Annotated in this window: 9 protein-coding genes; 1 reads left to right on the forward strand and 8 read right to left on the reverse strand. The window is 34.3% G+C overall.

What is annotated here, in order from left to right:
• Positions 1–166: 166 nt before the first annotated feature.
• The 3 genes from C8J95_RS00775 to C8J95_RS00785 all read right to left on the reverse strand — a co-directional run bounded on the left by C8J95_RS00775 (position 167) and on the right by C8J95_RS00785 (position 5,201).
• Positions 167–1,597 carry a RagB/SusD family nutrient uptake outer membrane protein gene (locus tag C8J95_RS00775; RefSeq protein ID WP_107807207.1) on the reverse strand — a complete coding sequence of 477 codons (1,431 nt, stop codon included), beginning with the start codon at positions 1,595–1,597 and terminating at the stop codon, positions 167–169.
• A gap of 10 nt (positions 1,598–1,607) precedes the next feature.
• Complete coding sequence (locus C8J95_RS00780; protein ID WP_107807208.1) at positions 1,608–4,535, reverse strand: SusC/RagA family TonB-linked outer membrane protein; 2,928 nt, start codon at positions 4,533–4,535, stop codon at positions 1,608–1,610.
• Between the two features lie 459 nt (positions 4,536–4,994).
• Entirely contained in the window at positions 4,995–5,201 is a 207-nt protein-coding gene (locus C8J95_RS00785; protein WP_107807209.1) for a hypothetical protein, read from the reverse strand.
• A gap of 89 nt (positions 5,202–5,290) precedes the next feature.
• Between C8J95_RS00785 and C8J95_RS00790 the strand changes: the two genes are divergently transcribed.
• A complete protein-coding gene (locus tag C8J95_RS00790) occupies positions 5,291–5,689 on the forward strand; it encodes a peptidase S24 (RefSeq protein ID WP_107807210.1) in 399 nt (132 codons plus the stop codon).
• Positions 5,690–5,889: 200 nt separating this feature from the next.
• Here the strand turns inward: C8J95_RS00790 and C8J95_RS00795 are convergent, their stop codons facing one another.
• The 5 genes from C8J95_RS00795 to C8J95_RS00815 all read right to left on the reverse strand — a co-directional run bounded on the left by C8J95_RS00795 (position 5,890) and on the right by C8J95_RS00815 (position 15,920).
• Positions 5,890–6,099, reverse strand: a complete 210-nt coding sequence (locus C8J95_RS00795; protein WP_255412692.1) for a SusD/RagB family nutrient-binding outer membrane lipoprotein — start codon at positions 6,097–6,099, stop codon at positions 5,890–5,892.
• Between the two features lie 745 nt (positions 6,100–6,844).
• Complete coding sequence (locus tag C8J95_RS00800; protein ID WP_107807211.1) at positions 6,845–8,380, reverse strand: RagB/SusD family nutrient uptake outer membrane protein; 1,536 nt, start codon at positions 8,378–8,380, stop codon at positions 6,845–6,847.
• 13 nt (positions 8,381–8,393) lie between these two features.
• Positions 8,394–11,336: a SusC/RagA family TonB-linked outer membrane protein gene (locus C8J95_RS00805; RefSeq protein ID WP_107807212.1), complete on the reverse strand. Its 2,943-nt coding sequence runs from the start codon at positions 11,334–11,336 to the stop codon at positions 8,394–8,396.
• Positions 11,337–11,541: 205 nt separating this feature from the next.
• The gene (locus C8J95_RS00810) at positions 11,542–12,972 is read right to left on the reverse strand and encodes a RagB/SusD family nutrient uptake outer membrane protein (RefSeq protein ID WP_255412693.1); all 1,431 of its coding nucleotides are present in this window, start codon (positions 12,970–12,972) and stop codon (positions 11,542–11,544) included.
• Between the two features lie 2 nt (positions 12,973–12,974).
• Entirely contained in the window at positions 12,975–15,920 is a 2,946-nt protein-coding gene (locus C8J95_RS00815) for a SusC/RagA family TonB-linked outer membrane protein (protein WP_107807213.1), read from the reverse strand.
• Positions 15,921–16,068: the final 148 nt, after the last annotated feature.

The following is a 16,068-nucleotide window of genomic DNA, read 5'->3' on the forward strand; positions in this document are numbered from 1 at the left end:
AGAATTACTGATTCTTAAAGTCAACCAATTTCACGATACGATCTTCTTTACTGAGGTCTATTTATAACCTAATCAGCAAGAGCTTTTATTCAAATACAATCTCCTTTTTCAGCATACCAGGCAAACACCTATTCTTCTCTCACTAGTACTACTTTTAGTTCTTATATTATCTGTTATTGTTTATATCTTTAGGAATATGGGGATTTGCATCAATTTCTGATTGCGGAATTTTTAGAAAGAAACGTTTATCATCTGGCAGTATTGGATTGTTTGCCAGATTAACTCTATGCCAAATATCTCTTGGAAGTCCTCTTCTCAATCTTTTAGCATCATACCACTCCACTCCTATTTCTCCATATAGCTCCTTTTTCCGTTCTGTCAAAATTTCCTCATACAGTGCTACTCCGACATTTGATGACTTTACAGCCTGAACATCTCTATTTTTTTGTAATTTGTATAACAAATCATGAGCTCCACTATCATTCCCTTGTTTATACATTGCTTCGGCTTCGATTAAAATCATCTCAGGAGTTCTCATTAAAACCAAATGAGAGGTAAAAGCAAACTTAAATTTTTTGGTATACCATTCTCTATAATCCGTAATCCCGGCACCAGTTTTAAAAAACTGATTCCTAACATCAGTTGGAGAGAAAAGTGCAACAAAGGATTTATTAATAAAAGTATTACTGTATCCGTCCTCGGTTCGGGTATAAAAGGCGTGCGGTGCCAGCCAAAAATAACTGGATTGATCTGCTTGTTGCGGATCTGCCAGTAACCATTCATTCCCTCTATTCATATCGTCAAAGCCTGATGCATAAAATTGGGGACTAAGGACTGCATCTACATTTCCTCCATATGCTTTATTAGCATATTCCTGAGCTTTAGGCCAATTGCCCATCACCTGATATACTCTGGCAGCTATACCATATGAAACTGCCTTACTGAAATAAGATTTATTCTCTCTATTTAAAGAACCTATAGCAATAGCTCTTTCTAAATCATCCGTAATTAATTTATACATATCCTTCATAGTACTCATTGCCTGGCCAGTTGTAGCATTGGATTTTGTATATATCGGTAGAGCTTGCAGATTAGGATCATAAGTATAAGTATGCTGAAATTCTAAACTAAGTTCAAAATAAAAATAGGCTCTCATCGTATAAGCTTGGCCAAATAATATTTTCTTGTTTTCTTCTGATATCGCTGTACTTGCTTCCACACCTTCAATAAATGAGTTTACCTGATTAATAAGATAGTATGGGAAATTCCAGCTGAATTGAGACCTGCTGGAATTTGGTTCTCTAAAATTATTTTCATAGTCATTTCTGAACCAACTACCACTAACTGCACTAATATTACCTTTCACCTCTCTGGCAAAATACATGGATCCCAGATTTCCACTTTCGGTATTTAAAAACTGGCCTCTGGTACGCCTTAATATTCCTGCAATGTGAGCCTTTGCCCCTTCATACGATCCATATACGACATCCGGAGACACAACATCTGTTGGTTTAGGTTCATTCAGATATTCTTCACTACAAGATAACATTGCAACGGAAAGACCAATAATCACTATTATATATTTAATATTTTTCATTGTTTTTGTTTTAAAATCCTATACTAAATCCTAAAGAAATGGTTCTTAAGTTATATGATCGACTATTTGTTGTTCCTGCCAAACTTTGCTCCGGATCAATTCCTTTGTGACTCTGCCACGTCCACACATTATCTCCTTGTAGAAAAATTCTCATACTAGACACTCCCATTTTATCAAGTAAATCTTCTCTTACATTATACCCAAGTGTTAATGATTTTAGTCTTATAAAGTTGTTTTTAAACAAGAACCTCGAGGAAAGTGCATTATTTTGATTATTAGCCATTATATTAACGGGTACATCTGTAATATCTCCAGGTTTTTGCCATGCATTCCTGACATCTACAGATTGTTGATTTCCGGGCGATAAGAATCCTGACATTAATGATGCGTAGGAAGAATCATATATATAAGAACCAAATGAAAAGTTAAACAGAGCATTCAAATCGAAACTTCCGTATTTGAAAGAATTGGTAAAGCCCCCTCTGAATTTGGGCAAAGAACTTCCCATATACCTTTTACTAGCTTCCGCATTAGCCAAATTATAATCGGTAGTTTTTTCTCTTGTTACATTTCCTTGTGCGTCTTTCTTATCATACCACCAGGTACCCATTCCGGTTTTAGTATCAACCCCCGCCCATTCAACCAAAAAGAAATCATACAATGACGAACCTACCTCCCATCTTTTAGTTCCATTGATAAATGATTCCTGAGTAAGTTCTGTTATTTTATTTTTTTCAAATGTGAGATTAAGACTTGTTCTCCACTGGAATTTATCAGAACTGATATTTAATGAGGAAATATCGAATTCCCATCCGTAATTTCTTAGTGCTCCTATATTAGTTGTAATCGAAGTATTTCCGGTAGAACCAGGTAAGGGTTTGGCATATATTAAGTCTATAGATCTTTTGTTAAAGTAATCTACATTTGCTGTTATTCGGTTTTTTAAAAAGCCTATTTCTGCACCTGCATTTAAAGAAGCAGTCTTCTCCCACGTAAGAAAATAGTCTCTTGCCCCACCCAATAAAACGCCTGTTTGCCCAAGTTGATTCCAACCTGTTGCAAAGGACATCATGTAAGGAAAATACCCATCCGCTCCATTATTCCCTAATTCTCCATACGAAGATTTCAGTTTTAAGTAATTGACTATCTTATTTTTGAAAAAATTTTCCTGACTAACAACCCAGGCCCCACCTACAGAATAAAAAGTTCCCCATCTGACTTCAGGAGCAAATCTTGTTGAACCATCATTTCTTACAGATCCTTCAATAAAATATTTATTGGCATAATTATATCCTAATCGTCCCAAATAACCTACAAGTCTCTCTTGGTTAATATATCCTCCAACTCCCTCGGAAACTGTTTTTCCATTCAAAACATATACTTCTGGTAGAAACCCTGTTCCTTGTGCATTAAGAGCATCATATCTATAATCCATCAATTCAAATATGGCTTGGGCATTAATATTATGCTTCCCAAAATTTTTATTAAAGTCTAAACTATTTGTCCAGTTTATGGTTTTCGCCAAATCTCTGTTTTGGGAAACTCTTCCTTTTACACTCGCAGCAGCTCCATAAGCATAATGTGTATAAGAATAGCTATCATAATTATACAGCTGAAATGACCCTTGGGATCTTAGCTTTAGATAATCTGTAAGGGTAACTTCTGCAAATCCGTTAATAAAGGTATCATATCTGTTATATCGTATTTTATTATTATATAATACTCCAAGAGCATTTTCATTCGTTAACAAAGGCCGCTGTGCATTTACAGGCCTCCCCGAAACAGAGGTATCTCCATAATCATATTGTGATCTGCCAAAAGCATCTAAAATAATATTCCCTTTTTCATCTCTCATATAAATCGGATAAATACCCGACAAAGTATAAACCCATTGTATTGGACTTTGAAATGTACTTCCTGATTGCGTTGGATAATTCTGAGAAGAAGCACTAAATGATGTATTTAATCCCACCTTCAGCCATCTATTAATCTTTGAGTCAACATTAGCCCTGAAGCCCAAGCGCTCAAATCTTGACGTTTTAATATTTCCATACATATCCAGATAATCTACACCTATAAAATAGGTTGTATTCTCACTGCCACCTGAAATATTTAGTCTATGTTCTTGTTTGAAAGCTGAATTATTGATAAGCTCTTTTTCCCAATCAGTATCCCACAACAATTTGGCACCGGTAGCTACATTTCCCTTATCATCAATAGGATTGGTTACATTATAAGGATTGTATCCCAATGTATTTATTATATTATTTGTAGCATATTGTGCAGCTACGCCTGGTGTTTCTCCATTACTAACAATTCTTGCATTTCTTATAGCCTGCCAGGAATACTTCATGAAATCTTCCGCCCTAAGCACTTCGTGAAATTTCACTGCCGATGAAGAGACTCCAATTAAAGAAGTAACATTCACTTTGGGTTTTGTATTTAGCTTTCCTTTTTTAGTTGTTATAATAATAACACCATTAGCACCTCTTGATCCATACAACGCAGTAGCAGATGCATCCTTCAGTACACTCATTGATTCCACCTGATCTTGTGGAATAGAGTTGATATTCCCGCCATAAGGTGACCCGTCTACAATAATTAATGGCTGAGTACTAGCATTAATAGATGAGACACCTCTTATATAAATAGAAGGGTTATCACCAGGCATACCGCCCGCGGCTATTACATTCACACCTGTTACAGTTCCCTGAAGCGCTCCTAAAATACTTGTTGCCTGCTGGGTTTCAATTATTCTTTTATCAACAGTCGCTACAGAGCCTACTATTGCTTCTTTCTTTTGTTTTCCAAAGGCCACAACCACAACTTCTTCTATATCTTTAATGGAAGTTGTATCAGGCTTTTTCTTTTGTGCCAGCAGTCCTTGTCCTATAAAGAACAGAACACCTACACGAAGCATGTGTAATTTTACTTTCATATTAATAAGATTTATTTTATTATTAAAGCAACAGGAGTCTAGACAGTGAATAATTAATATACAATTAGAGGAACATAGCAATGATTGAAAACTTTACTTGAAACTAACTTGTTTAATTTATGAATGTGCCATGAACATACAACCGAGAAAGTATTTAACTATTGAATACTATCCGGACTCTGTTGCAGTATATTTTCGGGAGTACTATTACCAATGTAATTTCACACTAGTAATTCCCTGTGAAGAAATAAGAAACTGTTGATATTATTTGTTATTTGTGATCGATCGTACATGTACTGCATCTCATCAACAATGTTTCCCAGAATTATTCCACTAATTTAGTATTCATGACATACTTTTACCAGTGGTTTTTCGTAAAGTGTTTATAGTTCAAAATTTCATCAGAAACCTGTACACTCCTTTTTATCCGAATTACCGGATTTTGTTCATTTTGTAAAACTAATTACCAGTTCTAAAATCATTTATAGCTCTATCTGAAGGACCCGCTAATTCATAGTATTTCTTACGTATAGCATCTGCGGTAAGACTATATTTTTCTTTACGGATACATTGTCTAACAAATTGAGGTGTCACCCCAAACTCATCCGCCAGAACTTTTACAGCTTCAGTATTGTAAGTCTGTCTTTTTTTTGTAGGTTTGTTCATTGCTCTTTTTGTTTCAATTAAGAAACAAGTATACGGAATATTTTCTAAATAACAAAGCTTAAATAGTAATTAATCTAAATTTTAACATTTTGATAGTTGACAGAATTCTACAAATTATCGATTTTAAGGGAATTAATAAAAGTACTTTCTATAAAGAAGTTGGCTTATCCAATGGGTTCTTAGATAAAGCAACAAAGAATATTGGGGCTTCGAAGATAGAGCAGATACTAAAGGCATATCCTGAAATAAATCCTGACTGGTTTCTGACAGGAGAGGGAAACATGTTGAAAAAAGATATTCCCAACACAAGTATAAAAGAGTCTTCAAAAGCCTACAGTCAGGAAGATGAGAAAAATATTATTAGTGAATTGGAGAAAAGATACAAAGAAGATAAAGAGCTCTATGAAAAACTAATCCTGTCGTACAAGGAGAGAATATCTGAACTTAAAGAAGAGATTGTTTTCTTGAGAGAACAACTAAAGAAATAGTGTATTTTCTAAAACATAGAAAATACACTACCTATATTCCTCTCATTTTTAGTATCAGTTGAAAAGTAAATAAAACCACTTTTACTTTCCAATATATCTTTTTGGATATTAAACACTTAATTATTTATAAAATAAAACCGGAAGAAATTTCTTCCGGTTTTTTAATTAGCGACTATAATATTGCAATTAATCTACTGATCTCACCAAACTTTGGTCTTGAGAGACTCGAATAGAACAGGTATCCCCGGGCCATTCTGCAACGAGTTTGTATTAACATTAATCTCTATCTGCGGATAGGAAAGCCTCCTTGGAATTGTATTTCCAGTCATATTGAAAGATGGTATTTTTGTAAAGACTGGAAAACCTGTTCTTCTCCAATCTACCCATGATTCATAAGCGCTCTGAAACATTGTAATCTACTTCTGTTCCACAATTCGCTCTAGCGAGCTATTGTAAGCTACTTTTAAACCTGCTAAATAGGCCAAAATTTCCCCTGAAAATCCAATAGTTCTTACAACAACCCCTTCAATATCTCGTATTGAAGAAGTGTATTTTTTACTTTCTGTACTGTAATATTTTGCCCTATAAAGAACATATACCATCATTTGGCATGTATAATTTCACATTCATGTTTAAACAAACTTAAGCTTCATATTTTTACTATTACTTAAAAAGAGTTTAGCACATGAAACATTTGATTATGCATCCTTAATATTTATGACAAAAGGTGAAAAAGAAATTTTAGTTGAAAAATAATTTGCTTTATGAATGTCATATAAATGTAGAAAACCGGCTAAGAACCAAATGCACAGTACTAAACTCTATAGTATTTACTATATCAATAATATGCTAAAGGTAGCCCCAACCTATTGATCGTCATAAAAATTTGTATTCCGCTATCTTACTGGTAAGCATACGATTTCTTACTCATTAAATAAAGTGCTATTAATGAACATTTCAGGGAATACTAAAAAATACAAGTCAGAGAAAGTTTATATGGAATGACTATATATTAGTTGCCAAAAAGTAGTTTCGTAAGGGAATGTATAGACATTTTTATAGTTATTATATCCATATACCTTCTAGATTTCAGGCAAATAAAAAAGCGACAGATTTTTCTGTCGCTTTACTTATTTATGCAGTAATTTGATTTAATTATTGCAATGGATTTTGAGTAACCACTCCTTGAGAAGCATTGATTTCTGCTCGAGGAATTTGCCACTGCCATCTAAAGTCTGTTGATGGAACTTTTATAAGTCCATTCATTACTACATCTGATTGATTAGTTCCAGTTCTATCAAGATCTTGACCAAGTCTTTTCAAATCAAACCATCTGAATCCTTCTCCCCAAAGCTCAAGTCTTCTTGTATTTAGAATTTCAGTAATATAAGCTGCTCCAGAAGTGATAGCTCCTGCATATGCTGTATTTCTATTTTTCTGTAATTCATTGAATATAGCTTTAGATCCAGCTTCATCACCTAGTCTAGCCAATGCCTCAGCTTCGATAAGGTACATTTCAGCAGCTCTCATATATGGTACATCTGCTGTTGCTTCACCTTGATCTTTAACCATAAATTTCTGACTGGAATATGGGAATACTGAATAATTGCTATAAGCGCTAGTTCTAACTATTTTACCTTGTGCATTTTTAGTAGAAAGCCAAGGAATATGATTTCCGCTAGGGTCAACAACTTGTGTCCTAACATCGGTAGCAGGAAATAACTGAACTAATGTAGAGTTCATTAATTTAGGAGCTTGTCTGATTTGTGTAGAGTTATAATTCCTGGACATATAAGCAGAGAAATTACCAAAGCCATCTGACTGATCCGGAACCATAATTGTAGCCCACATCCATTCGATATTAGCCGCAGAATTGAATCCAGCTTTATATGCTGCATTATCCATAAGTGGATATCCAGCTCTTGCTTCTTTTGCATAATTCGCTGCTGCTTTATAGTTACCCTGAGTCAGTGCCACTCTCGCTAAAAGACCTTTTACAATATTTGAATCAAAGTGAGATTTGCTATATCTGCCAACTCCATTTAACTTAGTTAAGGCTAATTGAAGATCCTTGTTAACTTGAGCATACACCTCTTCAACTGATGCTCTAGCCAAAGGTTTTTCGTTAGCTTCAAGTCTTAAAGGAACTCCTTCCTGATTATTATTTGCTCCTGCAACATATCTTTTACCATAGAATTGTACAAGATTAAAGTAACTAAATGCTCTGTATGTTAAAGCCTCTCCTACAGCCGTATCAATTGTTTGCTGATCACCAGTTACTTTTGCAGCATTATTAATTACCAAATTAGCATTTCTAATCATAGAATAATAAAACTGGTATGGGTAGTAAGTATTACTAGAATTCTCATTCCCCTGATCTAACCATCTTACCGAACTAATATACCAGTTATTACCAGTAGAAGCCCAAATCACGTCATCACTAGCAGCTTCAGTCATAATCATAACACCAGCCTGACCACTCTGACCTTGTGATGAATTCTGACGGTAGTACATATTACGATGCATACCATTAACAAGGGCTTTTAAATTATCCGCAGTTGATAAAGCCATTTCCTCATTAACATTATCCGTTGGTGATGTTTCTAAGTAATCTGAATTACATGATGCAAGACCAGCCGAAATCCCTACAATAAGGATAAAAGTTTTTATATTAAATTTTATTTTTTTCATTGTTTAGATAAAATTAGAATGAAACATTAAGACCTAAAGAAACAATTCTTGCAGGAGTATATCTTGGAGCCACGGTTCCATTAAAACCGCCACCTCCTGGCTCTAATCCTTTTCTTGCTGTTTTAGCCCAAATATTTTCTCCAGATACATAAAGGCGTAAGTTATCTACACCAAGATCCTTAAGAGATTCTTTATTAAATGTATATCCAAAAGTTGCGTTTCTCAATTGAATATAGCTTGCACTTACTAACCATCTTGAACTTTGCTGTCCAGCAGTATTATATGTTGCTGTATTCATTGCAGGAGTATCTGTTATCTGCCCAGGTGTTGTCCATCTGTTTAGTATATCTGTACTAAGCGCTCCTCCTTGTGGATAACCAGACATTAAACCAGCATAGTTAGAATCATAAATCTTACCACCAATCTGATAAGTAAACATTACACTAAGATCCCAGTTCTTGTACTTGAAGTTAGAACCAAAACTACCATACCAATCTGGAATCGCAGATCCTGACCAGTCATATTTTGCCTTAGTATGAGTTGTAGTTAAAGCCTGCCCATCAATCATTCTGATATCCGGTGACAATGCATTAGGATTTACAAATTGAGGGTCAGCTACAAATAATGGAGCTCCATCTTTAGGATCTACACCATACCATTGTCTTAACCAGTAGTCATAAATACTCTTACCTTCAATAATTCTCTTTGTTCCGTTAATAATTTCGGACTGTCCAGGAATTAATTTTTTCAAAACATTTTTATAAGTCGATGCATTTATATTTACATTCCATTTAAAGTTTTGATTCTTGATAATATCTGCTGACAACTGGAATTCCCATCCTGTATTCTGCATATCACCTACATTTCTTGCTACACCATCATCTGGTACACCAGCTGAAACAGGCACAGGAACTCTGAATAGCATATCTTTTGTATATCTTCTATACCATCCAGCACTACCTGTAATTCTACTTTTAAATAAACCGAATTCTAATGAAACATCCGTTTGGTTATTGGATTCCCATGTTAATTTAGGATCTGATAACTGATTGAATAAAATACCTCCTTCAGTTACGTTTGGATAACCAATACTATATAGCGTCTGGTATGGATAATATCCATTTAAAGCATCATTACCTACCTGCCCGTAAGAAGCCATTAGCTTTAGGTAATTAATTACTGAGTTTCCTTTCAGGAACGATTCATTTGAAACAACCCAGTTACCTCCTACAGACCAGAAAGCATTCCATCTAACATCTTTCGCAAACCTGGAAGAAGCATCCCATCTGATAGACCCCTGTAAATGGTATTTACCTTGGTATCCATAACTCAAATTACCAAACCAGCTTTCTTTTGTATAAATATTATAATAACCATTGGTATTCTTTGGAGTAACAAAGTTTATCATTTCATCATTATTATCTACAGTCTGTCCAGTCTTATATGCATATAAATAATCATATGAATATCTATAGTTTTCATGTGCAAAGAAAGCATCTAAAGAGTGATCACCAAATTTTCTTGTATAAGATAATTTCTGATTCCAGTTCAAAGTCTGATAGAAATTAGTATACCTTTCTGCACTACCTAGACCTGCAGCATCACCAATTAATTTATTGGTATATGTTTTACGGAATGTATTTTGGTAGCTGTATGCAACATTCGTTGTGAACTTTAAGTAAGGATCAATTGCTACTTCTGCATAAAGTATTGAATTTACATTATAGTCTCTTGTGAAGTTTCTATTCCATAATGTTTCTGCAATAACATTTCTACCCGCTGCGGCATCAGTACCTCTTTTATCTCCCGGGTCAAACATTTCCTGTCCTGTTACTGGATCAATAACACGCTGCCCTGTTACAGGATCAATAATATATGGACTATAAATAGGCCCCATAACTCTCGTCCATCTGTAAGGGTTCACGTAAGAAGCAGAACTAGCAGCTCCATCTACTCCATTATTTCTAGTAATAGCTGCTGCAGATAAATTAGCTCCTAGCTTTAACCAAGACTTAACCTGTGAGTCTACAGCAACACGAAGTGTAAATCTTTCGAAGTCTGTAGTTTTAAGATATCCGTCTTCCTTAGTATAGCCTAATGATGTACGGTATGTTGTTTTCTCTGTTCCTCCACTAAGACCTAAGTTATATTCATTTCTGATACCAGTACCAATTAAAGGTCTTGCCCAATCAAAATCATCATATCTAAGCTTAGCATTTGGATTCAATATACCATTCACCACTAATTGATTATCTGGTACATTGTACACATTTGTCTTAAGGACATTAATCAAATTGTTGGTTGCATAAGAATTTGCAGCATCTATTCCTGAAGACAAACGTCCATTTCTAAGTGCCTCCCAAGTTAACGGATAATATTGTGCAGCATTTACTCTGTCATATTCAGGGATTGAACGTGCAGAAATACCTGTTGTTGCAGAAAAATCAATTCTATCTTTTCCTTTTTTTCCCTTTTTTGTAGTTAATAATACAACACCATTTGCTGCACTGGAACCATACAAAGAAGTTGCCGCAGCATCTTTAAGCACATTAATTGACTCGATATCTGCAGGGTTAATAGCAGATAATGGGCCGTTATAAATAGCACCATCTAAAACGTAAAGAGGGTTATTACTATAGCTATATGAACTAATACCTCTAATACGAACCGACAAACCTTCTCCTGGCTGACCAGTACTTGCACTTACCTGAATACCAGGGCCGGCGCCATCTAATGCCTGAGATACATCACTGATTGGTCTTTCAGCCAATTTTTCAGATTTTATCTGTAGGTTGGACCCTACAACTGAGTTTTTCTTTTGCTTTCCATAAGCAACAACAACAACTTCTTCAATTTCTTTTGTAGCTGTTGTATCTTTTTTGGCCTTTTGAGCCATAGCCCCCTGTCCTATAAAAAATAGTACACCGGCGCTCAACACGCGGAATTTTACATTCATATTAACAAATTTTAACTTTTGAGGATTGCAAATATGTTAATATTAATTAATATGACCAAATTAAATTCCGAATAAAGTTAAAAAACAGATTATATATCTATTAAGAAACTAATAAAACTCTTTTCTTTAGATTATTTATCTTTACTATTGTAAATAAATAAGCCCACCATAAAATGGCAGGCTTTAGTAATTATGAAAGTAAATACTATCTACTTAAATTAATATCTTGAGGGATATTTGGATTTGCATCTAATTCCGTTTGTGGAATCTTTAGGAAAAATCTTTTATCATCTGGTAATAGTGGGTTACTAGCCATATTAAGTCTATGCCAAGAATCTCTCTTGAGCCCTCTCCTCAATCTTTTTGCATCATACCACTCTACACCAATTTCCCCATAAAGCTCCTTTTGTCTTTCTAAAAGAATTTCTTCATAAAAAGCATTACCCGTTGTAGAAGATTTTACAGCCTGAGGATCTCTATTTTTTTGTAATGCATAAAGCAAATCGTGAGCACCATTTTCATCACCCAGCTTATACATTGCTTCAGCTTGAATTAAAATCATTTCTGGAGTCCTTATAATGGCAAAAGCTGCTGTAAATGAAAATTTAAATTTCTTAGTATACCACATTCTATAATCTGTTGCAGTTGTTTTAGCAAATTGATTTCTTACATCGGTCGCAGAGTATAGGGCAACAAAAGATTTATTTATATAAGTGTTATTATAAGCACTTTCAGTTCTGGTATAAAAACCATGGGGAGCAAGATAATAATAATTACTCTGATCAGATTGTTGCGGATCCGCAAGAAGCCATTCATTACCTTTATTCATATCATCAAATCCTGATTGATAAAATTCTGGACTTAAAACAGCTGTTGGATTACCACCATAAGCCAATGTTGCATAATCTTTTGCTTTTCCCCAATTACCCATTACCTGATATACTCTAGCAGCAACAGCATAAGAAACATTTTTATTAAAATAGGATTTATCTCCTCTATTTGCAGAGCCTATCTGAATAGCTTTTTCTAAATCATTAGTTATAAAAGCATAAAGATCTTTCATTGTAGACATTGGAGCTCCTTCCAAAACTTTTGAAGATGTATAAATAGGGGGAGCAGGTAAATTTGGATCAAAATTATAAGTATGTTGGAATTCTAAACTTAATTCAAAATAAAAAAATGCGCGCATTGTATAAGCCTGTCCCAATAGTTCATTCTTTTGATCTGGAGAAAGCGCAGTAGAAGCACTAACCCCTTCAATAACATCATTTATTCTGTTTATTAAATAATACGGAAATCTCCAGCTAAATACTGTTCTTCTAAAATTTGGTTCTCTATTCTCATTTGCATAATCAAATTGAAACCAACTTCCTGAATTTATAGAAATATTTCCTTTATTCTCTCTAGCAAAATATATTGATCCCACATTACCAGCATCATAATCTGTAAATTGACCACGAGTTCTTCTTAAAATTCCGGCAATATGCGCTTTTGCACCTTCATAAGAACTATACACAACATCCGGAGCAAGAGAATCCGTTGGTTGCGGAGTATCTAAATAATTGCTCGTACATGAATTAATTAAGGCAAAAAAACCTAATAATATTATATATTTTATCTTTTCCATTTCTTTCATTATTAAAAATTAAGTGTGAATCCCATTGAAACAGTTCTTAAATTATAAGATCTGCTATCAGTATTTCCAGATATACTTTGTTCAGGGTCAATTCCTTTATGAGACTGCCATGTCCATAAATTATCAGCTTGAATAAATAATCTCAATCCTCTGATTTCCATATTTCCAAATAATTTTGGATCAACATTATAGCCTAGCGTTAATGCTTTTAGTCTTATATAATTATTTTTAAACAAAAATCTAGTAGAAGTACCATTATTATTATTTTGTGCCAATATATTAACTGGTATATCACTTACATCTCCTGGTTTTTGCCATGCATTCATTACATCCACTGACTGTTGTCTTCCTGCAGCACTAAAGCCAGACATTAAACCTGCATAAGTAGAATCATAAATATATCCACCAAAACTAAAATTAAATAATGCATTCAAATCAAAATTACCTATTTTAAGATAATTATTAAAACCTCCAGTTACATCTGGCAATGAACTTCCAGCGTAAATTTTATTTGCTTCTAGATTTGCTACATTATAATCTGCAGTTTTTTCCCTTGTCACATTACCATTCGTATCTGTTTTATTATACCACCAGGTTCCCATACCTGTTTGAGAATCTACACCCGCCCATTCAGGAATAAAGAAGTCATATATTGACCTTCCGACTTCCCAGCGTTTATTACCATTAATAAATGACTTCTGCGTAAGCTCTGTTATTTTATTTTTAGCAAATGATAAGTTAAGACTAGTTCTCCACTCAACACTTTTAGTACTTATATTCAGTGATGTTAAATCTATATCAACTCCATAGTTTTTAATCGCTCCTACGTTAGTGATTATACTGGAGTTACCTGTAGAAATAGGTAATGGCTTATTATAAATAAGATCTACAGATTTTTTATTCCAGTATTCAACATTACCTGTAATTCTATTATTAAACAACCCAAATTCAATTCCAAAATTCGTTGCCGCTGTTTTTTCCCATCTTAGATTATAATCAACAGGTCCTAACAACAATATCCCAGTAGCACCAAGCTGATTCCAGCCGGTATCATACTGCATCATATAAGGGAAGAAATTTTGTGATCCATCAGAATTTTGAGTTTTATTATTTCCTAGCTCACCATATGATCCTTTTAGTTTCAAATAATTAACAATATCATTTTTGAAAAAATCTTCCCCACTGATTACATAAGCTCCCCCAACAGAATAATATTTACCCCATCTGTTACTTGATGCAAATCTTGATGAACCATCAGCCCTAAAAGACCCTTCAATAAAGTATTTATTCTTATAGCTATATCCTGCTCTACCCAAGTAACTTACAAGCCTTTCCTGATTAACATACCCACTAACACCTTCAGATACGGTTTTGCCATTCAGCACAAATACATTTGGCAAGAACCCTGTTCCCGCTGCGCCTAAACCATCATATTTATAATCCATAATTTCAAAGATAGCCTGTGCATTCACATTGTGATCCCCAAAATTTTTATTAAAATTTAAACTGTTAGTCCAGTTAATAGTTTTTGCTATATCACGGTTTTGAGAGATTCTTCCTCTTACAGACGCTGCACTACCATATTGATTTGAAGTATAAGCATAGGAATCATATAGATACATCTGATAAGATAACTGAGATTTTAAATTTAAATAATCCGTAAGATTAGTTTGTGCATAACCATTTACAACAACATCGGATCTTTTATAATACCTCTTATAATTATATAGGGCTCCAACTGCACTTTCATTATTCAAGATATCCCTTACCGCATTCACCAATCTTCCTGAAGCACCTGCAGATCCATAATCATACTGTTCTTTTCCAAAGGTATCCAAAAGTAAATTCCCTTTTTCATCTCTCATATAGAGTGGATAGATATTTGGAACTGTATAAACCCATTGTATAGGACTTTGATAAGAAGCTCCTGATTGTGTTGGTGAATTCTGGAAAGAAGTTGCAAATGATGAGTTTACCCCCACCTGTAGCCAATTATTTACCTTACTATCAACATTAGCTCTAACAGTGACTCTTTCAAACTCTGAAGTTTTAAGTCCTCCTTTAGTATTCAGGTAATCAGCTCCAACAAAGTAAGTCGTATTTTCACTACCTCCGGTAATATTAAATCTACTTTCCTGCTTAAATGCAAAATCATCAATAAGATATTTTCTCCAGTCTGTATCCCAAAGCAATTTAGCTCCATCTACTACATTTCCATCAACACCTATTGGTTTATTTACATTAAAAGGATTATACCCCAATAAGCTTATAATATTATCCGTTGCATATTGTGCCCCTACTGCATCTGTAGTATTATTCTTATATACCTGATTATTTTTAATCGCTTGCCATGTATATTTCATAAAATCAGTTGCCCCCATAGTCTTATAAAAATCAACAGCAGGTCCTGAAGCACCAACCAAAGAAGTAATACTAACTTTTGGTCTACTATTCAGCTTACCTTTTTTGGTAGTTATAATAATCACACCATTCGCGGCTCTGGAACCATACAGTGCTGATGCAGATGCATCCTTCAACACAGTCATTGATTCTACCTGATCTTGGGAAATACTATTAATATTCCCTCCAAAAGGAGCTCCGTCAAGAATAATTAAGGGTTGGGTACTAGCATTAATTGAAGAAATACCTCTAATATAAATATTAGGACTATCTCCTGGCTGTGCACTGGAAGTAACAATATTAACACCTGATACTGTTCCCTGTAGTGCAGACAACACACTTGTCGCTTGTTGATTTGCCAGCACCTTGCTATCAACTCTCGCAACAGAACCTACAATTGCCTCTTTCTTTTGCTTTCCAAAGGCAACGACAACCACCTCCTCTATATCTTTTACAGAGGTTGTGTCTACTTTTTTCTTTTGTGCCATAGCGCTCTGCCCAATAAAGAACAGTACACCTGCACTAAGCACGCGTAATTTTACATTCATATTAACAAATTTTAATATTTCAACTATTACAAATATGTTAATAATTTTTAACACTTCCAAAAAAAATAACAATACATAGGCACTTATAATAAGCTAAAATCACAAAAACACTTATTACCAGAAGGATTATTTAAATTATATTTTTTTT

It is taken from the genome of Elizabethkingia sp. YR214, from assembly GCF_003058195.1.
GTDB lineage: Bacteria > Bacteroidota > Bacteroidia > Flavobacteriales > Weeksellaceae > Elizabethkingia.